23 protein-coding genes are annotated in these 23,041 nt (G+C 65.0%); 1 reads left to right on the plus strand and 22 read right to left on the minus strand.

Annotated elements, in window-relative coordinates:
* Positions 1–26: 26 nt before the first annotated feature.
* The 15 genes from HHL08_RS10950 to HHL08_RS11020 all read right to left on the minus strand — a co-directional run bounded on the left by HHL08_RS10950 (position 27) and on the right by HHL08_RS11020 (position 16,411).
* Positions 27–221, minus strand: a complete 195-nt coding sequence (locus tag HHL08_RS10950; protein WP_169573116.1) for a DNA gyrase inhibitor YacG — start codon at positions 219–221, stop codon at positions 27–29.
* On the minus strand, positions 211–1,200 hold the full coding sequence (locus HHL08_RS10955) for a ribonuclease (RefSeq protein WP_169573118.1): 990 nt from the start codon (positions 1,198–1,200) through the stop codon (positions 211–213). Before HHL08_RS10955 ends, HHL08_RS10950 begins: the two co-directional genes overlap by 11 nt.
* Before the next feature lie 3 nt (positions 1,201–1,203).
* Positions 1,204–1,776 (minus strand): Maf family protein, encoded by a 573-nt coding sequence (locus tag HHL08_RS10960; protein ID WP_169573120.1) that lies wholly within the window; start codon positions 1,774–1,776, stop codon positions 1,204–1,206.
* 11 nt (positions 1,777–1,787) lie between these two features.
* On the minus strand, positions 1,788–2,006 hold the full coding sequence (gene infA, locus HHL08_RS10965) for a translation initiation factor IF-1 (RefSeq protein WP_003049127.1): 219 nt from the start codon (positions 2,004–2,006) through the stop codon (positions 1,788–1,790).
* A 65-nt stretch (positions 2,007–2,071) separates the two neighbouring features.
* Positions 2,072–3,355: an adenosylmethionine--8-amino-7-oxononanoate transaminase gene (locus HHL08_RS10970; RefSeq protein ID WP_169573122.1), complete on the minus strand. Its 1,284-nt coding sequence runs from the start codon at positions 3,353–3,355 to the stop codon at positions 2,072–2,074.
* 33 nt (positions 3,356–3,388) lie between these two features.
* On the minus strand, positions 3,389–3,985 hold the full coding sequence (locus tag HHL08_RS10975; RefSeq protein ID WP_169573124.1) for an OmpA family protein: 597 nt from the start codon (positions 3,983–3,985) through the stop codon (positions 3,389–3,391).
* Positions 3,982–5,793, minus strand: a complete 1,812-nt coding sequence (locus tag HHL08_RS10980) for a cation:proton antiporter (RefSeq protein WP_169573125.1) — start codon at positions 5,791–5,793, stop codon at positions 3,982–3,984. The genes HHL08_RS10975 and HHL08_RS10980 overlap by 4 nt, the downstream gene beginning before the upstream one ends.
* Before the next feature lie 132 nt (positions 5,794–5,925).
* Positions 5,926–6,351 (minus strand): DUF4168 domain-containing protein, encoded by a 426-nt coding sequence (locus HHL08_RS10985; RefSeq protein WP_169573127.1) that lies wholly within the window; start codon positions 6,349–6,351, stop codon positions 5,926–5,928.
* Between the two features lie 223 nt (positions 6,352–6,574).
* Positions 6,575–8,620 (minus strand): M13 family metallopeptidase, encoded by a 2,046-nt coding sequence (locus HHL08_RS10990; protein WP_169573129.1) that lies wholly within the window; start codon positions 8,618–8,620, stop codon positions 6,575–6,577.
* A 105-nt stretch (positions 8,621–8,725) separates the two neighbouring features.
* On the minus strand, positions 8,726–9,358 hold the full coding sequence (bioD, locus tag HHL08_RS10995; protein ID WP_169573132.1) for a dethiobiotin synthase: 633 nt from the start codon (positions 9,356–9,358) through the stop codon (positions 8,726–8,728).
* The gene (locus HHL08_RS11000) at positions 9,355–10,479 is read right to left on the minus strand and encodes an 8-amino-7-oxononanoate synthase (RefSeq protein ID WP_169573134.1); all 1,125 of its coding nucleotides are present in this window, start codon (positions 10,477–10,479) and stop codon (positions 9,355–9,357) included. The genes bioD and HHL08_RS11000 overlap by 4 nt, the downstream gene beginning before the upstream one ends.
* A gap of 41 nt (positions 10,480–10,520) precedes the next feature.
* Complete coding sequence (locus HHL08_RS11005; RefSeq protein WP_169573136.1) at positions 10,521–12,140, minus strand: DNA methyltransferase; 1,620 nt, start codon at positions 12,138–12,140, stop codon at positions 10,521–10,523.
* 124 nt (positions 12,141–12,264) lie between these two features.
* The gene (locus HHL08_RS11010; protein ID WP_169573137.1) at positions 12,265–12,945 is read right to left on the minus strand and encodes a DUF2490 domain-containing protein; all 681 of its coding nucleotides are present in this window, start codon (positions 12,943–12,945) and stop codon (positions 12,265–12,267) included.
* 128 nt (positions 12,946–13,073) lie between these two features.
* Positions 13,074–14,066 carry a sensor domain-containing diguanylate cyclase gene (locus HHL08_RS11015; protein WP_169573139.1) on the minus strand — a complete coding sequence of 331 codons (993 nt, stop codon included), beginning with the start codon at positions 14,064–14,066 and terminating at the stop codon, positions 13,074–13,076.
* A 221-nt stretch (positions 14,067–14,287) separates the two neighbouring features.
* Positions 14,288–16,411 (minus strand): sodium-translocating pyrophosphatase, encoded by a 2,124-nt coding sequence (locus HHL08_RS11020; protein ID WP_169573141.1) that lies wholly within the window; start codon positions 16,409–16,411, stop codon positions 14,288–14,290.
* Positions 16,412–16,745: 334 nt separating this feature from the next.
* Between HHL08_RS11020 and HHL08_RS11025 the strand changes: the two genes are divergently transcribed.
* Positions 16,746–17,759, plus strand: a complete 1,014-nt coding sequence (locus HHL08_RS11025) for a LacI family DNA-binding transcriptional regulator (RefSeq protein ID WP_169573143.1) — start codon at positions 16,746–16,748, stop codon at positions 17,757–17,759.
* On the opposite strand, the gene HHL08_RS11030 is transcribed toward HHL08_RS11025, so the two are convergent.
* The 7 genes from HHL08_RS11030 to HHL08_RS11060 all read right to left on the minus strand — a co-directional run bounded on the left by HHL08_RS11030 (position 17,756) and on the right by HHL08_RS11060 (position 23,015).
* Positions 17,756–18,214, minus strand: coding sequence for a low molecular weight protein-tyrosine-phosphatase (locus HHL08_RS11030; RefSeq protein ID WP_169573146.1), 459 nt, complete (start codon positions 18,212–18,214; stop codon positions 17,756–17,758). The two genes, HHL08_RS11025 and HHL08_RS11030, sit on opposite strands and share 4 nt — an antisense overlap.
* Positions 18,211–19,662: a helicase HerA domain-containing protein gene (locus HHL08_RS11035; RefSeq protein ID WP_169573148.1), complete on the minus strand. Its 1,452-nt coding sequence runs from the start codon at positions 19,660–19,662 to the stop codon at positions 18,211–18,213. The genes HHL08_RS11030 and HHL08_RS11035 overlap by 4 nt, the downstream gene beginning before the upstream one ends.
* A 265-nt stretch (positions 19,663–19,927) precedes the next feature.
* A complete protein-coding gene (locus HHL08_RS11040; RefSeq protein ID WP_169573150.1) occupies positions 19,928–20,224 on the minus strand; it encodes a helix-turn-helix domain-containing protein in 297 nt (98 codons plus the stop codon).
* Positions 20,225–20,313: 89 nt separating this feature from the next.
* The gene (locus HHL08_RS11045) at positions 20,314–20,643 is read right to left on the minus strand and encodes an endonuclease domain-containing protein (protein ID WP_235955029.1); all 330 of its coding nucleotides are present in this window, start codon (positions 20,641–20,643) and stop codon (positions 20,314–20,316) included.
* 70 nt (positions 20,644–20,713) lie between these two features.
* Positions 20,714–22,363, minus strand: coding sequence for a recombinase family protein (locus tag HHL08_RS11050; RefSeq protein ID WP_169573154.1), 1,650 nt, complete (start codon positions 22,361–22,363; stop codon positions 20,714–20,716).
* A 29-nt stretch (positions 22,364–22,392) separates the two neighbouring features.
* Positions 22,393–22,734, minus strand: a complete 342-nt coding sequence (locus tag HHL08_RS11055; protein ID WP_169573156.1) for an HVO_A0114 family putative DNA-binding protein — start codon at positions 22,732–22,734, stop codon at positions 22,393–22,395.
* A complete protein-coding gene (locus HHL08_RS11060) occupies positions 22,731–23,015 on the minus strand; it encodes a toxin-antitoxin system TumE family protein (RefSeq protein WP_169573158.1) in 285 nt (94 codons plus the stop codon). Before HHL08_RS11060 ends, HHL08_RS11055 begins: the two co-directional genes overlap by 4 nt.
* Positions 23,016–23,041 lie beyond the last annotated feature (26 nt).

Here is a 23,041-nt window from a genome sequence, read left to right on the forward strand (position 1 = left end):
GCCGGATGGAGGCGTGCCTATAAGCGTCAATCCGGCTCGCTGTCCAGCCCATAATTGCCGTTTTTTTGATCGCCTTCCTCGGCGGGTTGGCCCGGCACGCGATAGCCCTCGCCCAGCCATTGCAGCAGGTCGCGGTCGCGGCAGGCGGCGCTGCAAAAGGGCTTCGTCGCGGGCTGGGCGGGCTGGCGACAGACCGGGCAGGAGGCTGGTTTAGGCGACATGACCGCCCGCCAGGTCAAGAACTGCATCCGCCGCCAGGGTGATCGCGCCGCCGCGGCGCTTGGCCAGCTGCTCGATCCAGTCCTGCCGCTTGTGTAGCAGGTCGATGATCGCGGGCATGGCGGTGATCGTCGCGCCGCCGCCCTGCCCGTGCCGTTCGGCCCGGCGCAGCAGCGCCAGCGCGGCCGTCAGCACCGGGTCTTCGCGCACGATTTCCATCAGATTGGCGCGCTCGCGGCGGCGGATGATCTGGAGGAAGCCGAAGCCGTTGACCGCGGTACGCTCGAACGGCAGCGGCAGATATTTGTCGATCTGCGCCGCGGCGACCATCCGCTCGTCCTTGTTGTTCATCGTCGGCAGGTCGATCCCGATCGACCCCGAAAGCCCCATGCGGCGCACCGTCTGGGCGGCGAGTTTCGCGCCTTTGGGGCCAAGCTGCGCGGGCGGCAGCGATCCGTCGACGTCGATCAGCAGCATGGCGGGGGTCAGGAACAGGCGCAGCGCGGCGTCTTCCGCGCCCACCTCACCGCTCATCGCCTCTTCCATCAACTCGCTCCAGCCATGCGCTTCCAGCCGGTCTTCCTCATGCGCGGGGCAGGGGACGACGGGCGTGCCGGTGGCGCGGATGCGCTGCAACAGGCTGGGACCGGCATGGGGCTTGGCGCCCGGCTGGGGCATCCGGCCCTTGGCGCGCTTGGGTCGGCCTTCCTCGGGAATCGCCTCGCGGATGATCTCCACCAGGACATTGGCGCCTTCGGCCAGCCGGGGCGGGATCGGTTCCAGCAGGACTTCCTCGCCCGATATCAGCCGCACGATGCCGCGCTTTTTGGGGATGATGGTGGCGACCAGCCGACCCTGCGCCACCGCGCCTGGACGCACGGCGTCGCCCTCGCGTTCGATCAGCGCCTCGACCAGCTTGCCCTTTTCGATCAACGCGGCCCGCGCCTCGCCAATGCCTTCTTCATAGAGCCACTCGGCCATGTCTTAGTCCAATGGATAGCCCGCTGCCTTGAGCAGCGTGCGGGTTTCGTAAAGCGGCAGGCCCATGATCGCGCTGTGGCTGCCCATGATGGTGCGGATGAGGCCAGCGGCGCGGCCCTGTATAGCATAGCCGCCCGCCTTGCCGCGCCATTCGTCGCTGGCGATATAGACGTCGATCTCGGCCTGATCCAGCCGCTTGAAGATGACGATATTGTCCGACATCCGATGCCGCGCCCGTCCATCGCCATCAATCAGCGTGATCGCGCTCAGCACCCGATGCCGCCGCCCGGACAGCAAGGTCAGGCAGGCGCGCGCCTCCGCTTCGCTTTCCGCCTTGGGCAGGATGCGGCGGCCGACGGCCACGACCGTATCGCCCGACAGAACCAATGCGCCGGGATGCCGGGCCGCAACGGCCACGCCCTTTTCTGCCGCGACGCGCGCGGCATAGAGGGCGGGCAGTTCGGCCTTGCGGGGCGTTTCGTCGATATCGGCGGGATCGACGGCATCGGGGACGATGCCAATCTGTCCCAGAAGGTCATGCCGTCTAGGAGAAGCCGAAGCAAGAATGAGCCGCATCTATGAGCGGCTTATTTGAAGCGGTACGTGATCCGACCCTTGGTCAGGTCGTAGGGGGTCAGCTCGACAAGCACTTCGTCACCCACCAGCACGCGGATGCGGTTCTTGCGCATCTTGCCGGCGGTGTGGCCGAGAATCTCGTGGTCATTTTCAAGCCGGACACGGAACATGGCGTTGGGGAGAAGCTCCACAACCTGTCCGCGCATTTCAAGCAGTTCTTCTTTAGCCATATTATCCCGAATTCACAAAATCGCGCCGCCATAGCGCCAAATTGCGGGAAATGGAAGCCAAGCCTTTATCCGCCGAAATGATCGCCTGCTGCGGCGAGCGCCAGGAAGATATGATCGAGCTGATCGTCATCGAGGCAATAGGGCGGCATCAGGTAGATCGTGTTGCCCAGCGGCCTTATCAAGATGCCGCGTTCAAGGAAGAAGGCGCGCAGCCGCGGCGCCAGATCGGACAGATAGCCCGCATCGGCAGCGACAAGGTCGATCGCGGCGATCGTGCCCAACTGTCGCGGATTGGCGAAGGCGGGGTGGCCGGCGAGCCGTTCGAGTCGCGTCGCGATGCCCTGCGCCAGCGCGGCGGTACGGCCCAGCACATCCTCCTCGCGCCAGATCGCCAGATTGGCGACCGCAGCTGCGCAGGCGATGGCGTTGGCGGTGTAGCTGGACGAATGGTAGAACAGCCGGGCGCGGTCGGTCGATCGGTGCGCGTCGAAGATCGGCGCGGTCGCCAGCGTTGCGGCCAGCGGGATCGCGCCGCCGGTGATCCCCTTGGCCACCGCCATGATGTCCGGCACGACGCCCGCCTGTTCGCAGGCGAAGAGCGTGCCGGTGCGGCCCCAGCCGGTCATGACTTCGTCGGCGATGAACAGCACGCCATGGCGGCGGCAGATCGCGGCCATCTCGCGCAATACCCAGGCAGGGTAGATCAGCATCCCGCCCGCGCCCAAAATCAGCGGTTCGACGATGAAGGCGGCGGGCTTGTCGGCGCAGGCGGCGTCAAGCGCATCGAGGCAGGCCTGCTCATGGACGGGCGTGGGAAAGGGGACGGTGCCGACATCGAACAGCAAGGGCTGCCATGCGGCGTTATAGACGCCGCGTTCGCCGATCGACATCGCGCCGATCGTGTCGCCATGATAGCTATGTTCCAGCACAAGGATGCGGCTGCGGGCTTTCGCCAAGCCATCCAGGGCGAGATTATGCCAATAGCCCAGTGCCATTTTCAGCGCGACCTCGACCGCGGTCGATCCGCTGTCGGAATAGAAGACATGGCGCAGCTCCGGCTGCCCCTCGCCACGCGGGGCCAGGTCGATCAGGCCGCGCGCCACGGTTTCGGCCGGATCATGGGTATAGCCAGCGAAGATCAGCTGATCCAGCTGCTCCGCCTGCGCCGCGATCGCGGCGGCGATGCGCGGATGGCAATGGCCATGGGTCGTCACCCACCAGCTTGAAATCGCGTCGATCAGCGTGCCGCCATCGGCCAGATGCAGCAACGCGCCCTGCGCGCGCACGACATGGGGGATCGGCTCATTGAGGCCATGCTGGGTGAAGGGGTGCCAGACGGGGGATGTCATGACGCCTTCCTTAAGCCGCCCTGCCAGCCAAATCTATGGCTTTGCCGCTTCGGCCGCGTTCGGTACCACCGGCGGCGGCACGATGATGGCGGGCGGCGCGACCGTCACTTCGACCCGGCGATTCTTCGCCCGGCCGTCGGGATCGTCGCTGCCATCCTCCTGCGCATTGGGGGCAACCGGGCGGGCCTCGCCCAGCGCGACGAGGGTCATGCGCGCCTTGTCCACGCCCTTTGCCACCATATAGTCGCGGACCTTTTCGGCGCGGATGCGGGACGCGACCTTGTTGTCGCCGTCGGCGCCGCGCGAATCGCTATGGCCGCGCAGTATGATCGGCCCGCCGGCCTGCATCGCCGGGCTGGCGAGCAGCGTTTGTACTGTCGCCTTCGCTGTCTCGTCCAGCGCCATGGGCGACGCGCCGAAGCCGATCACCGCTTTTGCCGGTTCGATCCTGGGCGTTTCGAATTCGGGCACGACTTCGGGGCGCAGGATCGATCGTTGCGGCTCGGCCTCATTGGCCGCGACGCTATTATCCGCCTCGTTCATCGCATTGGCGGCAGGCGTCTGCTGAGGCGGCTGGCAGGCGGCAAGGGTGGCGCACAAGATAATGGGTGCGGGCGCGAATCTTCTCATTCTTCCTCTCCTTGTCGCCGGGGCTGGGCGGGCGGCACATAGGACAGGATCGTGTCGCCCGGCTGGGGGGTGGGACGTGACGCATGGGTGAAGAAGCGCAGCGCCCCGGTCTTGCGCAACAGCAGCAGCATGTCGCCTTCCGGCGGCAAAGCCGCGCGCGCAGCGTCATAGTCGAACTGCTCGCTGATCCGCGTCTTGCGGAACGTCCAGCCCTGTTCCTCCCGCTGCATGATGTCCTCCACGCCATGGCCCGACGCGAACAGCGCGCGCCCGCGCAGCGATTCGGGCAGGCTGCGCGGATCATGATCGTCGCTGGCGTCGCCAAGCTGATGCACATTGTCACGCCCGATTTCGGGCGCGAATTCGTTGCACACCAGGGCGTTATAAGCCTCATTATCGGTCGCGGCTGCCAGCACCTGGAACTGGGTCAGGTCCAGTCGCTCCTCGGTTGCCTCCGACAATATCTCGCCATGATAGGTCGCTATGCCCTGATGCCTGGCAGGGGCCAGCCGCTGCCAGCTATTGTCGGCGATCGTCACCGGCACATCCAGCTGGCGCAACTGGGCGGCCAGGCCCAGGGTGAAGGGCGTCGCCCCGACGATCAGCAGCCCCTGTTCGGCGGCGCCGGTCACTTTGAGCCAGCGCGCGACCGGCTTGATCGAAAATCCGTGGAAGACGATCGTCGCTACGACCACGGCGAAGGACAGGGTGACCAGGATCGACCCGTCGCTATAGCCCAGCCGATCGAGCCGCAGCGCGAACAACCCCGAAATGGCGACCGCGACGATGCCGCGCGGCGCGATCCAGGCGACCAGCAGCCGTTCGTTCCAGGGCACGGGCGAAAAAGCCAGGCTCAGCAAGACCGTCGCCGGGCGGACGAGGAACAGCAGCGCCAGCAGGAAGGCCAGGAAGCGCCATTCAAACTGGCGCAGCACCTCCAGGTCGAGCGAGGCAGAGAGGATCACGAACACGCCCGAAATCAGCAGAACGGTGACATTTTCCTTGAACGGCTGGATATCGCGCAGCGAATCGAGCCGCATATTGGCCAGCGCCACGCCCATCACGGTGACGGCGAGAAGCCCCGTTTCCTGCTGGATCATGTTTGATCCGACGAACACGCTGATGACGGCGACCAGCAGCACCGGGGCCTTGAGATATTCCGGCACATGCCCGCGCGGGAACAGCCAGCCGATCGCCCGCGCCGCCAGCCAGCCGATCAGACCGGCGACAATCGCGGCGGCAATCAACGACAGTATGACCGCCGCCAAACTGCTGCCTTCGCCCGAACGGCGCAGATATTCGTAGGTGACGACCCCTAGCAACGCGCCAGTGGGGTCGTTGACGATCGCTTCCCATTTCAGGATCGCGCGCGGCCGCGCCGCAACATTGGACTGGCGCAGCAGCGGCAGCACCACGGTGGGGCCGGTGACGACCAATATCCCGGCGAACAGGATCGCGACCGGCCACACCAGCCCGGCGATATAATAGCAGGCCAGCGATCCTAGCACCCAGCCGATCGGCGATCCCAGCAACACCAGCCGGGTGACGGCACCGTCGGTCTTGCGCAATTCGCGGAAATTGAGGCTGAGGCCGCCTTCGAACAGGATCAGCGCGACCGCCACCGACACCATCGGTTCAAGCAGGTCGCCGAACACCCCATGGGGATGGATCAGCCCCAGAACGGGGCCACCGATCACGCCGGCTGCCAGCATCAATGCGATAGCGGGCCAACCGGTTCGCCAGGCAATCCATTGGGCGCCGATGCCCAAAATGCCGATCAGCGCGATGGAAAGTGCCAATTGCTGCATTGCAACGGGTTAGCCGGTGCGGGGCTGGTTCGTCACCCCCGATATTTTTCGATGCCGTCGGAACAATCCGGGTGGGCCGGGCCGCGGAGCGCCATAAAAAAGGCCGGTCTGTGACCGGCCCTTTTCATCTGACTACTGCTGCGGCTGCGCGGGAGCCGCCGGGGCTGCCGGTGCAGCGGGCGCTGCCGGAGCCGGCGGCGCGGCGGCCTGGATGCGCTGTTGCAGCGCTGGGTCCGCAGCCGCGGCCTGCCCGATCTGATTGAACTTTTCGGGCGGCAGGCCGGACGCCTGCAACGCGGCCAGCATCTTGGGCTGCTTTTCGGCCTCGGCAATCGATGCGTCCGACTGGATTTTGGTCACCTCGACCGCCGCGGCGGCAAACAGCTTGATATCGCCGTCGCTGAAATTGCTGGCACCTGCTGCGGGCGCGGCTGGTGCCGCGGGCGTGGCTGGTGCTGCAGGGGCAGCGGCATCCTGCGCAAGGGCGGGGTAAGCGGCGAACAGCGCGATCGACGCAATGCCTACCTTCAGAAATTTACTGGTGTTGAGACCCGTCAACTTTCTTCTCCTCTTGACCGAAATACTGATGAACAGACGACCAAAGGGTTGGAATCGTTCCGGGCAGGAGAGGGCTGAACGGCGAGTTGTGGGATTCGAGGGATAACGGGACTCGGCAAAACAGCTCGTCCTGCCACAGGCGCGATCCGCCGCAGCGCCGTTCGCAGGTGCGAAAGCACGATCGGCCCGGATCCGCAAAACGGTCCGGGGCGATCGTGGGATATTACCAGATCTTCACGCGATCCTTGGGTGCCAGATAGATTTTGCCGCCCGGCGCAGGCTTGAACGCATCATACCAGGCATCGAAATTGCGCACGATGTCGGCGCGATATTGCGACGGCGCGTGCGGATCGGTGACCAGTCGCTGGCGCAGATTCGCCTCGCGATAATTGCGCCGCCACACCTGCGCCCAGCCCAGGAAGAAGCGCTGGTCGCCGGTCATGCCGTCGATCACCGGCGCGGCCTTCCCGCCCAGCGAGGCATGATAGGCGTCGAGCGCGACCGCCAGGCCGCCCAGGTCGCCGATATTTTCGCCCATGGTGAAGGCGCCCTTCACATGCGCGCCGGGGAAAGGCTCATAGGCGTCATATTGCGTGCCGAGCTTGGTGGTCAGTGCCTTGAAATTGGCGACGTCCTGGTCGGTCCACCACTGGTTGAGCTTGCCCGTTTCGTCATATTTCGCGCCCTGATCATCGAAATGATGGCTCAGTTCATGGCCGATCACCGCGCCGATGCCGCCATAATTGACCGCAGGGTCGGCCTTTGGATCGAAGAAGGGCGGTTGCAGGATGGCGGCGGGAAATACGATCTCGACCATGCCGAAATTGGCGTAGGCGTTAATCTCCATCGGGGTCATGCCCCATTCCCAGCGATAGATGGGCTTGCCCAGCTTGCCGATATTATAGTCGAATTCGAACTGGTTCGAACGCTGCGCATTGCCCAGCAGGTCGTCGCGCTTGACCTCCAGCCCCGCATAGTCGCGCCACTTGTCGGGATAGCCGATCTTGGGCGTGAAGGCGGCCAGTTTCTTGTGGGCGCGCGCCTTGGCCGTGTCGCTCATCCACGGCAGGCCGTCGATGCGCCGGCCCATGGCGGACAGGACGTTTTTGACCAGCACATCCATCGCCGCCTTGGTTTCGGGCGGGAAATATTGGGCGACATAGACTTTGCCGACTTCCTCGCCGAGCGATTCCTTGAGGAAGGTGACGCCGCGCTTCCACCGTTCCTCGCGCTCCGGCGTGCCCGACAGGGTGGTGCCGTAAAAGGCGAAGTCGGCATTGGCGACGCTGTCGGGCAGATAGCCGGCATAGGCATGCAGGCTGGACAGCATCAGCGCGTCCTTCAGAACCCCGATCGGCATCCTGGCGATCAGCGCGGCTTCACCGGTCACGGCGCTGGGCTGGGCGACCAGCAGGCTGGCGGGGGTCAGACCGTTCGCCTTATAATAGGCGGCGAAGTCGAAACCGGGCGCTGCCTTCTGCAAGTCGGCCAGCGTCATCTTATTATAGGTCTTGTCCGCGTCGCGGCTCTCGACCTGGCTCCAATGGACCTTGGCGATCTCGGTTTCGAACGCCATCAGCGCCGCGGCGCGCGCCTTGGCGTCGCTTTCGCCCGCCAGGGTCAGCATCTTTTCCAGATGCGCGACATAGGCGGTGCGGATCGCCGCCATCTTCTCGCCCTGATCCAGATAATAGTCGCGGTCGGGCAGGCCCAGGCCGCTCTGGCTCATCGCCAGGATGTAGGTTTCGGGGTCTTTATCGTCCTGCCCCACATAGAAGCGGAACGGGCCGGGCACGCCGGCGCGGGCGCCCTTGGCCGCGACCTTGGCATAGCCGGCCAGGTCGGTGACGCTCTTGATCTCGTCCAGCCAGGGCTTGATCGGGGCCAGCCCCTTCGCCTCGACCGTCGCGCCGTCCATATAGGCGGCATAGGCGTTGCCGATCTTGCTGCCGCTATCCTTCTGCGCGCTTTCCAATATTGCCCTGGTCCGCGTGCGCGACAGGTCGTCCAGCGTGTTGAACGCGCCATAATTGGACTTGTCGGCGGGGATTGGCGTGTTCTTCGCCCATGTGCCGTTGGCATAGTCGTAGAAATCGTCGCCCGGCTTGACCGACGGGTCCATGCCCGCGGCGTCGAAGCCATAGCTGCCATAGGTCGGCTTGTCGGCGCTTGCCGGGGCTGTTGAAGGCGTCGTCGGCTGGTCGGCCTGCGCCATGGTGGCGGCCAGCGCCAGCGCCGTGGCGGCCGCGCCGAGGAGGAGGGTTTTCATGGGCTGCATCCCTTGCATCATATATGGCAAACGACCTTAGGCCGTTCGTTCTGACGCGGACTTGAACGCCCGTCAAAGAATGAAGTCCATGTCGTTGGTCGAAAATTATCGACCGTTGAAATATTCGGGAAGCCGGATGTGGGCGGCGAAAGCGGCGGCCAGGGTAGCGGGATCGAGCCGGTCCAGATGCGGCAATCGGCCAAGCGACGGCACGCCCGCCAGTTGCGGGACGATCCGCTCATTTTCGTCATGCGCATCACCGATGAAGGCGATGCCCGCCACGCCCACGCCGCGCGACCGCAACGCCTCGATACTCAGCAGGCTGTGGTTGATCGTGCCAAGGCCGGTGCGGGCACACAGGATCACCGGCTGACCCCAATAAGCGAAAAGGTCCGCCATCAGCAGCGTTTCCGAAATCGGCACCAGCACGCCGCCCGCGCCCTCGACCACCAGTGGCCCGTCCACCTGGGGCAGCGCCAACTGGTCCAGCCCGATCGCCACGCCATCGATCCGCGCGGCGAGATGGGGGGAGGCGGGGGTGGTCAGGCGAAAGGCTTCGGGCAGGATGCGCGTCGCGGGCAGGCCGGAAAGGGCAGCGACGGTTTCCTTGTCCCCCTCCGGGTCGACCCCGGCCTGGATCGGCTTCCAATAATGCGCGCCCAGCGCGCCCGCGAGGGCGGCGGCAAACACAGTCTTGCCGATACCGGTGTCCGTTCCGGTGACGACCAGCACGCTCATGCCATCGCCTTAAGCAGCGCCTGACCCAGCGCGGCGACGTCGGCGCGGCCGACGTTGAGCGTCAGCGATATGCGCAGCCGGCTGGTGCCGGAAGGCACGGTCGGCGGGCGGATGCCGCGCACGTCGAAGCCCGCCTGTTGCAACGCGGCCGCCACCGCCATGGTGCGGATATCCTCGCCCAGCACGACCGGCACGATCTGGCTGCGCGGCGAGGGCAGGCCCAGCGGCGCACAGATCGCTTCGGCCGCATCCTGCCGCAACGTCTTGAGCCGGTCGCGCAGGTCGCTCGCCTGCTCGATCCGGTCGAGCGCGGCCGATGCCGCCACCGCCATCAGCGGGGACGGCGCGGTCGAAAAGATGAAGGCGCGGGCGCGGTTGATGAGATAGTCGATATGGATGCGCGGGCCGCAGATCAGCGCGCCTTCGGTCCCCATCGCCTTGCCGCAGGTATGCAGGGTGATGACATTGTGCAGCCCGTCCAGCCCGGCCGACAGACCGCGTCCGCCCGGCCCGAAAACGCCGGTGCCATGCGCTTCGTCCAGCAGCAGCATCGCGCCATGGGTCGCCGCCAGCTTGGCGAGGTCGGCGAGCGGCGCGACGTCGCCATCCATCGAATAGAGCGTTTCGACCGCGATCCAGATCCGCCCTTTGCCGCCCTCGGTCCGCCAGGCGGCGATCAGGTCGGCGAAGCTCTGCACGTCATTATGCCGCGCGAACACCGTGGCGGCCTTGCTCATGCGGATGCCGTCATGCGCGCTGGCATGGATCAGTTCGTCCGCCACGATCAGGTCGCCGCGCTGGGGCAGGGTGGAAAACAGCGCCAGATTGCCGATATAGCCATTGGCGACGAACAAAGCGGCCTGGGTGCGGAAGAAATCGGCTGCCTTAGCCTCCAGTCCTTCATGTTCGGGCGCATTGCCGCGGAGCAGCCGCGACCCGCCAGAGCCCACCGGCACGCCCCGCCCGATCGCGTCCGCCACGGCCTGCGCAATCATCGGATCGCCGGCCAAGCCGAGATAGTCGTTGGAGGCGAAATCACGCCCGGAACGGGAGATGAGGCGACGCAACCGCCCGCGCGACTCCAGCGCGGCGAGTTGCTTGGCGAAGGGTTCGGCAGTCATGCCGCGCCTATAGGCCCGGCCGGGTAAGGCGGCAAGCGCGCCTATTCCAGTTGGAGCGCGGCCTGCGCGCCGGGTTGGTGCGATCGGCGCGTTTCAACGCGCGGTGCTTTGCGATTGGGGCTGACCAGCGGCGGCAGGCGCGGGTGCCGATCGCCAAACAGTTCCGCCAGAGTGAAGATCTGCAACGCGGGAAAGCGGCCGAACTCGGTCTGGACCAGCCCATGGCTATCAGCCTCCTGCTCCATGCCCCGAGTCGGCATGCCGGCGCAGACGAACAGGCCCAGCTTGTGGCCGTCCCGCTGCATCACCCGGCCCAGGTCACGGACCATGGCCGGATTGACATGATGGCCCGCCTTTACGGAAATGACGCCGGTTTCGGTCTGTCCGTTCGCGCCGACATAATAGAAATAACCATCGACGCCGCGGTCGCCGCCCTTCTTTCCGCCCATCCAGGGCCATCCGCCCAGGCGCAGGGTTATCCAGTGCTGGAACTGATGCGGGTCGTCCTGCGCCAGCCGCTGGGCGGAGGCGAGGTCGCGCGGGCTGCCGATCGTTTCGAACCGCGCCGCATCGCCATAGCCTTCGCGCAGCCGTTTCTCGATCAGCCCGATGGCCAGATGGGTGATATCGATCCCGACCCATCGCCGCCCCAATTTCTGCGCCGCATCGACGGCCGTGCCGCAACCGCAAAAGGGGTCGAGGACGACATCGCCGGGGTTGGAGGACGCAGCGATGATGCGTTCCAGCAGTTCGCGCGGTTTTTGCGTCGGGTAGCCGAGGCGCTCCTGCGCCTGCGAATTCAGTGCCAGGATGTCGGTCCATAATGCCTGTATCGGCAAGCCTTTAGCTTCATCGAGATAGCGTTTGAGCCGGATGCCACCTGTACGGGTGAAGTGCAGGCGATTTTCGCGATCGAGCCGGACCATGGTTTCCATGGGCATGCGCCAGAGCGAGGTGACGCCGCGATATTCATAGGTGTAGCCGCCACCCGATAGACCCTTGGCCGTTATATTATCGTCCATCCATCGTCGCCCGTCGGGATCGGCGTGGCGAAACCGGTCGGCGTAGCTGTCGTCATAGGCCAGATATTGGGGGTTCCATGTCGGGCGGACGCCGCGCGCGTAAAACAGGACGATGTCGGTGTTACGCCCGTATCGCCCGCTGTCATTATGCGCGGTAGTGCGTTTCCACGTAATCTCGTTGCGGTAATTCTCAGCGCCGAACACGGCATCCAGCACCAGCTTCAAATAGTGGCTCGCGGTGGGATCGCAGTGAAGATAGAGGCTGCCGGTCGATTTGAGCACCCGATGCAGTTCCTGCAACCGCACCGCCATCATGGCGAGATAGGCCATCATCGCATTCTCGCCGATCGCGGTGCGCATGGCCTGCATCAGGACATGCAGCTTGTGGTTGCCGCCCTGGGTGATGTCCATCATCGCGCCCGCTGCCGCGGGACCCCAACTCCATGTGTCGTCGAACGCCTCTATGCTGGCGTCGGCCCCGGTGCCTGCTGGCGACCGGAAGAGGATGTTATAGCTGGCGTTCGAATTGAACGGTGGGTCGAGATAGACAAGATCGATGCTGGCGTCGGCGATATGGCCTCGCAGCACGTCCAGATTGTCGCCATAATAGAGCCTGTTGCCATTGCTGTGCGTCGCCATGTCGGATGCCCTCCCTGCCCAGGCAGAGCATCAGAAGACAGGCGACGAGGCTAATTCAACTCCATCCAGACTGAAGCGCACCGGCGTAAATTCGGTCCCTTGTCGAGCAATTCCATCCCCCGCGTCAGAAGCTGAAGCCCAAGGAGAGCGAGGCGACATTGTCGTTGCTGTCGTCGGCGTCGGGGCGGAAACCATGCTGGTGCAGATAGCCGATTTCGGCATTCACATTCTTCGCCACCGGCGTCGTGATGGCGATCATGTTGCGCATCCGCTCCTCACCCTGGACCCGCTGGAAATTGGTCTTGTTGAGGTCGAAGAAGCTTTCATGGCTGAGCACCAGCGCGGTCTTGCCGCCTTCGCGGAAGGGCATGACCAGCTTCACATAGGGGCGCAACCGCCAGGCGGTGCCGTCTACGCCGTCGCGCCAGCGCTCCTCCATCCGCAACCGCGCACTGATCGACACTGGGCCGACTTTGGCGATATTGTCGAACGTCAGTTGCTGGCGGCCCCGATGCTCCATCACGGTGAAGTCGCCACCGGCATATTGCGGGTCATGGGTGTAGCCCGCCCATATCGTCACCGCCTTGGACAATTTATAGCCGACCAACGTGTTGGATTCGATTTCATACAGGCCCTTGCGATCATCGCTGAAGCGGGCGACCACTTCCTGCGACAGCCGCCAATGCTCGCTCAGCTTCACCGTGGCGCTGGCGGTGGTCCACAGTTGCTCGTCCTCGCTCGCATGGGCGGCGGCAGGCCATGCCAGCGCGGCCAGCAAGGGCAAAAATATGGGGGTCGGGCGCATCGGGCATCATCTCCACCGCCGGCCTTGGCGGTGTCGCGCCACTATGACGGTTGCGTGACTCCGTTGTTACGATTGCATTTCAATTTGATGACAAAACATGTCTGTGATGGTTCTTACGCCGCTTCAGATCAAGCCGCGCGGATCGCCTCGATCGGGGCGAGTACCGCCCGGTTGCGGCCGTTGCGCTTGGCGGCATAGAGCGCCGCGTCAGCGGTGGCGAGCCAGTCGTGGCTGGTCATGCGGCCCGGACCGATCGCCGCCACGCCAAAGCTGGCGGTGACGCGCAGCGGCGGATCATGCGGGATGCACAGATCCTCGATCGCCGCGCAGAAACGGCGCGCCGCGGCCAGCGCGTCAGCCTCGCTGGTTTCGGGCAGCAGCAGCCCGAACTCCTCGCCGCCGATCCGGCCAAGCGAATCGCTGGGCCGCGACAGGCTGGCGCAGCGTGCGGCCACCGCCTCGATCACCCGGTCGCCGACCGGATGGCCATAACTGTCGTTGATCCGCTTGAAACGGTCGATGTCGAGCAGGATCAGCGCGGCCGGCCGTTGGTGCCGGACGAACAGCGCGATCCGCTTGTCGATTTCGGCGACGAAGGCGCGCCGGGTGAGCGCGCCGCTCAGATGATCGCGCTCGGCGAGCAGCCGCAACTCCATCTGTTCGACCACGATCGGGGCCAGGCCCTTCAATATCTCCATCTGTTCGGGCGGAAAGTCGCGAGCGCGGGTGTCGATGGCGCAGAGCGACCCGATATTATAGCCGTCGGGCGTGCGCAGCGGCACGCCGGCATAGCTGCGGATGCCCGGATCGCCCGTCACCAGTGGATTGTCGCGAAACCGGGGATCTTCGCGCGCATCGGTAATGACCAGCGGTTCGTCCTGACGGATGGTATGATCGCAAAAGGCGATGCTGCGCGGTGTTGCGGACACATCCAGCCCGGCGATCGACTTGAACCATTGCCGGTCCTTGTCGATCAGCGACACGGCGGAGATCGGCACGCCGAACAAAGCGCGCACCAGGTTGGTCACCTTGTCGAACGCGCCTTCGACCGGGGTGTCCAGAATTTCGTAGCGTTGTAGGGCGGCGATACGCCCTGGTTCGTCATTGCTTATGGCGTGCATGATCATGGCGTCCGCTGCTCTTGCTGGGTCGCGCCCATTGCGACGCGACAGGAAATCCGGCGCGGCGCAGCCTGCCCCCGTCAGGCCGACCGCTGATTCAAACTGCGCTCCTGCCCTGAACAAAGGGTTAAAATCAGCTAAGCATGGCGTATCGCGCGACCAGCCGGGGCGCTGGCAAGGGGAGGAGAGGCGCGCGGCCTCCCCTCCCCCTTCATCGCCTGTCAGGCCCCATGCGCCAGCGCCGCCAGCAACAGCAGCGCGACTATATTGGTGATCTTGATCATCGGGTTCACCGCCGGGCCGGCCGTGTCCTTGTACGGATCGCCCACCGTGTCGCCCGTCACCGCGGCCTTATGGGCTTCGCTGCCCTTGCCGCCATGATGGCCGTCCTCGATATATTTCTTGGCATTGTCCCATGCGCCGCCGCCGCTGGTCATCGACAAAGCGACGAACAGGCCGGATACGATGACGCCCAGCAGCAAGGCGCCAAGAGCGGCGAAACCGTTATCGCTGCCCGCTACCGCTGTGATCGCAAAATAAACGACGATCGGTGCCAGCACCGGCAACAGCGACGGCACGATCATCTCCTTGATCGCCGCCTTGGTCACCAGATCGACCGTGCGCGCATAGTCCGGCTTGCTGGTGCCGTCCATGATGCCCTTATTCTCGGCAAACTGCGCGCGGACATCCTTGACCACGTCGCCCGCCGCGCGGCCCACGGCGGTCATCCCCATTGCGCCGAACAGATAGGGCAGCAGCGCGCCGAGCAGCAGGCCGACGATGACATAGGGGTTTTTCAAGGAGAAATCGACCGGCTCGGTCAGGCCCAGCGCCGCGCCATAATAGTCGAGATCCTCGGTGAAGGTGCCGAACAGGACAAGGGCGGCCAGGCCGGCGCTGCCGATCGCATAGCCCTTCGTCACCGCCTTGGTCGTGTTGCCCACCGCGTCGAGCGCGTCGGTCTTCACCCGCACGCTATCGTCCAGATGCGCCATTTCGGCGATCCCGCCGGCATTGTCGGTCACAGGGCCATAGGCGTCGAGCGCCACCACCATGCCGGCCAGCGCCAGCATCGCGGTCGCAGCAAAGGCGATGCCCATCAGGCCCGCCAACTGATAGGCGACGATGATGCCGACGACGATCACCAAGGTCGGCAATGCGGTGGATTCCAGGCTGATGGCCAGCCCTTGTATGACATTGGTGCCATGGCCGGTTTCAGATGCCTTGGCGATCGACCGGACCGGGCGATAATTGGTGCTGGTATAATATTCGGTGATGACCACCAGCAGGCCGGTGACGGCCAGGCCGACCAGCATCGACCAGAATAGCTTCATCCCCGTATAGCCCCCATAGCCGTCCAGGTCCGCGCCGAAGACGGCGTTGAGGTCGCCCAGCGTATATTGGGTGACGACATAGATGGCCGGGATCGACAGCAGGGCGGTGGTCCAGAACCCCTTGTAGAGCGCGCCCATGATCGACTGGCTGGTCCCCAGGCGGACCATGTACGTGCCGATGATCGACGTGATGATGCATACGCCGCCAACGATCAGCGGCAGCGCCATCAGCTTCATCAGGAAGGCATTGTCGACCCCGGTCACCAGCAACGCGGTCAGCACCATGGTAGCGCCGACGGTGACCACATAGGTTTCGAACAGGTCGGCGGCCATGCCGGCGCAGTCGCCCACATTATCGCCCACATTGTCGGCGATGACGGCGGGATTGCGGGGGTCATCTTCCGGAATACCGGCTTCGACCTTGCCCACCAGGTCGGCACCGACGTCGGCCGCCTTGGTGAAGATGCCGCCGCCCAGCCGCGCGAAGATGGAGATGAGCGATGCGCCGAAGGCCAGCGCGACGAGGCTGTCGATCACCAGCCGGTCGTCGGGCGCATGGCCGGCGGGACCGGTCAGATACCAGAAGAAGACGCTGATCGCGAGCAGGGCAAGGCCCGCCACCAGCATCCCGGTTATCGCACCGGCCCGGAAGGCGACGGTCAAACCGCTTTGCAGCGTGCCACGACAGGCTTCGGCGGTGCGGACATTGGCGCGGACCGATATGTTCATGCCGATGAATCCTGCCGCCCCCGACAGGATCGCACCGATCAGAAATCCGACCGCGGAGGTGACGCCCAGAAAATAGAGGACCAGCACGGCCACGACCAGGCCGACGATGGCGATGGTGGTGTATTGGCGGCCCAGATAGGCCTTCGCCCCCTCCTGAATAGCGCTGGCGATCGCCTGCATGGCGTCATTGCCGGCTGGCTGACTCAGCACCTGGCGGCTGGTGAACAGGCCGTAGATGATGGCTAATAAGCCGCATCCTATGGCGATATAGACAATTTGCATGGACGTTCCTCTCCCCCTGTTATGACTATCATCGACCGCTCCGCAGGGAATGACGGGCAGGCGAAAGGCGCAAAAGCGGGCGGCCGGACGAGGACGGTCCGGCATCGGGCACCGCGTCAATCAGCAACATGGTAGCGCGCATAAGCGGTCCAACCGGGCTGAGAATAGGGTGGAAAGAAGCTACAGCCCAGACGGCGCGCGTCAAGATGGGTTGGGGATAAGGAGAGGGCATGGTCGGCGCACCTGCTCGCGTTGGGTATCGGCTTTCGTGGCCCCTTGTACGCCAGACGGCAAGGCGTTGTGGACCGGGCGCATTTGTCCTAGTCTGCGGCCCATGGACGATCAGGAAACCGGCCAGCTCAAGAGCATCGCCGATCTGGCGCGCCTGGCCGGCGTGTCGGTGTCCACCGTGTCACGGGCGCTGACCGGCAAGGGCGCGCTCAGCGAGCGCACGCGTGATCGCATCCGGGCGCTGGCCGACCGGCACGGCTTCAGGCTCAATGTCGCCGCCCAGAATCTGCGCCTTGGTCGCACCGGGGCGATCGCGGTGCTGATGCCGCTGGGTCATGCCCGCGGCCAGCAATTGTCCGATCCCTTCTTCGTGGCGATGCTGGGCTTCCTGGCCGATGCGTTGACGACACGCGGCTATGACCTGCTGCTGTCGCGTGTATTGCCCGACCGGGACGACTGGCTCGACACCTTCATTCGCACTGGCCGCACCGACGGGGTCATCATCATCGGCCAGTCGGACCAGGGTGCCGTGCTGGACCGCGTCGCCGCCCATTACCGGCCGATGGTGGTCTGGGGCGAACAGGCGGCGGACGGCGGTCCCGCCACGGTGGGCGCTGACAATGAAGCGGGCGGGCGGCTGGCGGCGCAGCATCTGGTGGAGCGCGGCCGACGCCGACTGGCCTTCTTCGGCGATGTCGGCGTGCCCGAATTTGCTGCCCGCCATGCCGGTTTCCTCGCTGGCCTGCCGGCAGCGTTGCGCGGCGACGTTGCCCTGGTCCGCAGCCCGCTCACGCCGGAGGCGAGCCATGCCACGGCGCTCGACTGGTTTGCCGCCGGCCATCGCCCCGACGGCATTTTCGCTGCGTCCGACGTGGTGGCGATGAGCCTGCTGTCGGCCGCGGCGGACCATGGCCTGCGCGTGCCGCAAGACCTGTCGATCATCGGCTTCGACGACATCCCGCTCGCCCGCCTGGCCCGTCCGCCGCTCACCACCGTCCGGCAGGATATAGAGGCGGGCGCGCATCATCTGGTCGACCTGCTGTTCCGCCGCATCGGCGGGGAAGATGCCGGATCGGTGCAGATCACTCCCGAACTGGTCGTCCGCGAAACCAGTTAGAGCCCGGCGACGATCGCCCTGGCGGCGCGGGTGACATCGTCCCAGGTCAGGTCGAACCCGGCATCGTCGCCATAATAGGGATCGACCACGCCCGTCCCCGCGCGCCCCGGCACCAGGTCCATCAGCAGGCGCAGATCCGCTGTCCCGTCCGATGGGCGGATGCGGCGCAGATTCTTCAGATTGTCGGCGTCGAGCGCGAAAATATGGGAGAAGCGGTGGAAATCCGCCGCGCCGACCTGTCGCCCCCGATAGCCGCTGATGTCGATGCCGTGGCGCAGCGCCACCGCCTGCGCCCGCTGGTCGGGCGGGTGGCCGACATGCCAGTCGCCGGTCCCGGCCGAATCGACGGTCATGTCCAGCCCAGCGCTTTGCGCCTCCGCCCGCAGCGCGGCTTCGGCCAACGGCGAGCGGCAGATATTGCCCAGGCACACGAAGAGGACCGACGGCACCGTCATCCGTCCGCCGCCGCGGTGGAGAGGCCAAGGCCCGGCACGCCGATCGAGCGTTTGCCCGAAAAATCGGTGCGGGCGACGACGACGCCCAGCTTTTCCATATAGTCGATCAGCCGCCGCACCCGCCCCGGCGAACTGGTGCCATAGGCGCGCGCCAGCGCGGCGTCGTCGGGGCAGGGCAGGCCCGCCATTGCCGCGCGCGCGATCAGCAGGAAGGGGGCAAGCATATCCTCGGGCAAAGGCTCCGCCGCCTTCATCGCGTCGGCCCAGCGGGGATCATGCGCATCGGCCATCCCCGCCTGCGCCATGGCGAAGCGCTTGCGGAAGGCGGGCAGGTCCAGCGGTGGCGTGCGCAGGCCCTTCATCCGGCAGCGAACGCCGAAATCCTGATACAGCGTCGACACGCTGGGGGCGGCATCGCCCAGATCGGCGACGATTTCCTCCAGCACGGCGACGACCACCGGCTCGTTCTGGCCGAAATCCAGTTCCGGCGCGGCGGGCCGGGCCGACGGCGTATCGGCCAGCGCGCGGATGATTTCCTCGGCCGGTCGGGGCGGGGGATCGGCGCGGGGGGCGGGGGTGGGCAGCGTGTCGTCCGCGTGGTTGGCGAACAATAATTCCTGCAAATCCTCGCCACTCGTGGTGGGCGGGGCGATCAGCTTGTGCGCGCCGCCGCGGGTGCCGGTCTTGACCGCGCCGATCTTCACATTGATGGGCCGCCGCGCGATCGCCGGGCCAAGGCCCAGAAAACGCCCGCGCTCCAGGTCGCGAATCTGCTCGGCCTGCCGCCGCTCCATGCCCAGAAGGTCGGCGGCGCGGGCCATGTCGATGTCCAGAAAGGTGCGGCCCATCAGGAAATTGGAGGCTTCGGCCGCGACATTCTTGGCGAGCTTGGCCAACCGCTGGGTCGCGATCACCCCGGCCAGCCCGCGCTTGCGCCCCCGGCACATGAGGTTGGTCATGGCCGCCAGCGACAGGCGGCGCGCCTCGTCCGACACGTCGCCGGCCGAAACGGGCGCGAACATCTGCGCTTCGTCCACCACCACCAAAGCGGGATACCAATGGTCGCGCGGCGCATCGAACAGGGTGGACAGGAAGGTCGCGGCGCATTTCATCTGCGCCTCCAGTTCCAGCGATTCCAGGCTGAGTACCACCGAGGCGCGATGTTCGCGGATGCGCATCGCCATCTTGACGATCTCGCGCTCATTATAGTCGCCCGCGTCGATCACGATATGGCCATAGGCGTCGGCCAGGGTGACGAAATCGCCCTCCGGGTCGATCACCACCTGTTGCACCATCGGCGCGGATTCTTCGAGCAGGCGGCGCAGCAGATGCGACTTGCCAGACCCCGAATTGCCCTGAACGAGCAGCCGGGTGGCGAGCAATTCCTCGACATCGACCAGCACGGCGTTGCCGTGGCTGTCGGTCCCTATGCTGATGCTGGCGGTCACGATGCGTCTTTGGCGCAGGGGGTGGGGGAGTGCAAGGGTGGTTGCGGGGGCGGCGTGCGGATGGGGCGTTTGCCGAAGTATACAGCGTCGTTGGGTGAATCGGGCCAATAGTATGGGTGAAGCCCCGGCAAAGCTGTCGCAAAGCCCCGCCGAGGTAAGGGTCGGGTCACGACAGGGTCACGCCGACGCGCCTTCATGGCCACGACCGGGCCATCGCGACGCTGCGGGTGCGACAGGGTGGGGACAGGGGCGCGTCCCCGGCAGTTCACTGGCGCGCCTGTTGCGTAGGGGGCAGACGGTCGGGCGCGAAGGGATCGGCCATGCGTTCGGTATGTTGGATCAGCGCCCAGTCCCAGCTGCGATCGAACATCGTGCCGGCCAGGCGACGGCGCAGGCGATGCGCGCTGGTGGGCGACATGCCGACGCTGCGTGCGGCAGCGGCAACCGTGCCGGTGTCGAGCAGGGCGATCAGGAAGAGACGCTGTTTGGCGGGTGTCCAGTGGGCGCGATCGGCGGCGGGCGGCAAGGGCGCGGCGGTTTGCGGGGCGGGGTGCTGGTCCATCGACGAGGATAGATCAGACGATGTCGCAATAGGAAAGGGGATTTGTGTGGGGGGGTGCGCCATCTGCTCATCTTTGCCCTCTCCCGTCTTCACGGGAGAGGGTTGGGTGAGGGTCTTGCCTGCTTGGTCGACGCAAGACGGATCGCTTCCACCACGCCATCGAAATTCGCGAGAACCTCGTGGTTCCAGATGCGCAGAATGCTGTAACCTCTTGCTTTCAGGGACAGCGTGCGTGCCGCATCTTTCTCTTCACTATGCTGACCACCGTCCAGTTCGATGATTAGCATCGTCTCGACACACAGGAAATCGACAATGAACGGTCCGATACTGGCCTGACGCCGGAATTTGAAACCTTCTAACTGTCGATTGCGTAGTACGGTCCACAGCTTGTGTTCGACGTCAGTCGCATCCCTGCGCAATCTCGCAGCGTGGGGACTGGTCTGGCGTCGGACAGGGTGCATGCTTCATGCCATACAGACAAAAAGACCCTCACCCAACCCTCTCCCGCGAACCCGAGGCCGCCTTTGTCGTAACAGCGGCTACAGGTCGAGGGTTGTCTTGCACAAATTCGAGAATGCCCATGAGCGCGCCTTGGAGCGTGGCGTGGATTTCGCCGCGCTTCTCGCCGGGATGCAGGACAATCCGGTCGATCAACGAACGGATGGCCTCCGAGGCATCGAGCCGGGTTTCCGGGTCTTCGAGCGCTTGGGTGAACCGATCCATCTGCCGCTTATAGATTTCAGCAATGCCGGGATGCACGTCGGGGATCGCTTGCGGTGCCTGTGCCATGCGGGCAGCAATATCGGCCTTCTGCCGTTCGAGCTCGTCCATGCGGGCTTTCATGGCAGGTTGATACAGCCCGTCCTCGATCGCGGCCATGATCCCGCCAATGGCGCGCTCGACCTTCTCCAGCGCGCGGGCATCCACTTCCATCTGCGCGCGCTGTTCGCGGTTCTCGCGGTTGATATATTCGGCATAGGCAGCGACGGCGGCCTGCACCTTGTCCGGTGAGACAAGTCGTTCGGCAAGGCCCGACAGCGCGCGCTGTTCCAGCTTTTCGCGAAGGATGGTCCGGTTGTTGGCGCAGATATGGCGGCGATGATGGTTGAGGCAGCCATAGCGACCATTAACGGCCACCCCGATCTTACCGCCGCACAGACCACATTCGATAAGACCGGACAACAGATGGACAGGGCGGCGGGCCAGATGCATGCGGCTGGCCTGTGTGGCATGGACGCCGTCGATCGTCGATTTATACCGGACAGCCAAGGCATCCTGCCTGTCCTTGACCGCCTGCCACAGATCGTCACTGACGATGCGCAGTTGCGGCATTTCAACCCGGATCCATTCGGACTCGGGATTGGTCCGGCTGATCCTGCCGCCGGTGCGCGGATCCTTGAGGTAATGTTTGTGGTTCCAAACCCGCAAGCCAGCGTAGAGTTCGTTGTTGAGGATACCCACGCCCTGGCACCGCTTGCCGATCATCGTCGTGTCGCTCCACGCACGTCCGGCGGGGCCGGCGACACCTTCTGCGTTGAGATCACGGGCGATAGCGCGGGGACTCTTGCCAGCAGCGAACTCGCGAAAGATGCGGTTCACCACCGACCCTTCGAGCGGCTCGATTTTGCATTCGCCGCGCACCAGTTCTCCTTCGCTCGATAGCCGCCGAACATTGCGGTAGCCATAACCCACCGGCCCCGCCGAAAATCCCTTCTCGACGCGCCCGCGCTGCCCGCGATGGGTCTTCTTCGCCAGGTCCTTGAGGAACAGCGCGTTCATCGTGCCCTTGAGGCCGACGTGGAGTTCGCTGATCTCGCCTTCTGCCAGCGTCACCAGCGGCACGCGCGCAAACTGAAGATGCTTGTAGAGCGTCGCCACGTCTGCCTGGTCGCGCGACACACGGTCGAGCGCTTCGGCAATAACGATGTCGAACTTACCCGCCTGCGCGTCCTGGAGTAGCGATTGAATGCCCGGACGCAGGATCATGCTCGCACCCGAGATCGCGGCATCCTGATAGCTGTGGACGACATGCCAGCCCTCACGCTCGGCGCGCTCGCGGCAGATGCGAAGCTGATCCTCGATCGATGCGGCGCTCTGCTGGTCCGAGGAGTAACGGGCATAAAGGGCAATGCGGGTCATGAGAAAAACTCCTGCGATCCGTTCCGCCGTCAGGCCGCCTTAGTCAGCATGAAATCGACATGGACGCCGTCATAGGGAAAGACGATGCCGCGCCCTTCCTTATGGATTACACCAGCGCCGATGAGTGCCTGCACGTCGCCATGCACCGCCTTCATGTCCCGGCCCACGCGCCGCGCAGCCTCACGGATCGACATGACGCCTTGCCCGGTCATCGCCTGGATCAAATCCCAGCGCTTGCGGGTGAGAGTCTGCCACAACAGATCGGGACTGGCGAAGCTATGATGCGCGCCCTGGGCCTCGCCCCCGAAAGCGGCAAGCGCACGGCGCGTCACATCGTCGCGGCTGGTGACGGAGAGCGTTACGATGTTCATTTTTGCCTCCATTGGTCCACGCCCTTCCAGAAGTCCGCCAGCAATGCGGCGGGCGTCGTGAAGGCATAGGCCGTTTCGCTCTCGCCGATATGCCGATGATCGCTCTTGCCGGCCTCATTGTCGTAGCGCAGCACGCAGATACTATCGACAATATAGGCGAGAGCATATTTGAGATCGTGCATCGATCCCTTCACCGGCTGCCGCACCCGCCAGATACGAAGCTCCACAAAGGACTTCGCATCAAGCTGGTGACGTTCGTTGAGCAACGGTTCCGCCTTCATGATGGATTATATGCCATCGAATGGCG

The sequence above is a fragment of the Sphingobium psychrophilum genome, from assembly GCF_012927105.1.
Lineage (GTDB): Bacteria > Pseudomonadota > Alphaproteobacteria > Sphingomonadales > Sphingomonadaceae > Sphingobium > Sphingobium psychrophilum.

Coding starts and splice junctions, on each gene's coding strand:
- HHL08_RS10950 (WP_169573116.1), bottom strand. CDS start 221: ATGTCGCCTAAACCAGCCTCCTGCCCGGTCTGTCGCCAGCCCGCCCAG.
- HHL08_RS10955 (WP_169573118.1), bottom strand. CDS start 1,200: ATGGCCGAGTGGCTCTATGAAGAAGGCATTGGCGAGGCGCGGGCCGCG.
- HHL08_RS10960 (WP_169573120.1), bottom strand. CDS start 1,776: ATGCGGCTCATTCTTGCTTCGGCTTCTCCTAGACGGCATGACCTTCTG.
- infA (WP_003049127.1), bottom strand. CDS start 2,006: ATGGCTAAAGAAGAACTGCTTGAAATGCGCGGACAGGTTGTGGAGCTT.
- HHL08_RS10970 (WP_169573122.1), bottom strand. CDS start 3,355: ATGACATCCCCCGTCTGGCACCCCTTCACCCAGCATGGCCTCAATGAG.
- HHL08_RS10975 (WP_169573124.1), bottom strand. CDS start 3,985: ATGAGAAGATTCGCGCCCGCACCCATTATCTTGTGCGCCACCCTTGCC.
- HHL08_RS10980 (WP_169573125.1), bottom strand. CDS start 5,793: ATGCAGCAATTGGCACTTTCCATCGCGCTGATCGGCATTTTGGGCATC.
- HHL08_RS10990 (WP_169573129.1), bottom strand. CDS start 8,620: ATGAAAACCCTCCTCCTCGGCGCGGCCGCCACGGCGCTGGCGCTGGCC.
- bioD (WP_169573132.1), bottom strand. CDS start 9,358: ATGAGCGTGCTGGTCGTCACCGGAACGGACACCGGTATCGGCAAGACT.
- HHL08_RS11000 (WP_169573134.1), bottom strand. CDS start 10,479: ATGACTGCCGAACCCTTCGCCAAGCAACTCGCCGCGCTGGAGTCGCGC.
- HHL08_RS11005 (WP_169573136.1), bottom strand. CDS start 12,140: ATGGCGACGCACAGCAATGGCAACAGGCTCTATTATGGCGACAATCTG.
- HHL08_RS11010 (WP_169573137.1), bottom strand. CDS start 12,945: ATGCGCCCGACCCCCATATTTTTGCCCTTGCTGGCCGCGCTGGCATGG.
- HHL08_RS11015 (WP_169573139.1), bottom strand. CDS start 14,066: ATGCACGCCATAAGCAATGACGAACCAGGGCGTATCGCCGCCCTACAA.
- HHL08_RS11020 (WP_169573141.1), bottom strand. CDS start 16,411: ATGCAAATTGTCTATATCGCCATAGGATGCGGCTTATTAGCCATCATC.
- HHL08_RS11025 (WP_169573143.1), top strand. CDS start 16,746: ATGGACGATCAGGAAACCGGCCAGCTCAAGAGCATCGCCGATCTGGCG.
- HHL08_RS11030 (WP_169573146.1), bottom strand. CDS start 18,214: ATGACGGTGCCGTCGGTCCTCTTCGTGTGCCTGGGCAATATCTGCCGC.
- HHL08_RS11040 (WP_169573150.1), bottom strand. CDS start 20,224: ATGGACCAGCACCCCGCCCCGCAAACCGCCGCGCCCTTGCCGCCCGCC.
- HHL08_RS11050 (WP_169573154.1), bottom strand. CDS start 22,363: ATGACCCGCATTGCCCTTTATGCCCGTTACTCCTCGGACCAGCAGAGC.
- HHL08_RS11055 (WP_169573156.1), bottom strand. CDS start 22,734: ATGAACATCGTAACGCTCTCCGTCACCAGCCGCGACGATGTGACGCGC.
- HHL08_RS11060 (WP_169573158.1), bottom strand. CDS start 23,015: ATGAAGGCGGAACCGTTGCTCAACGAACGTCACCAGCTTGATGCGAAG.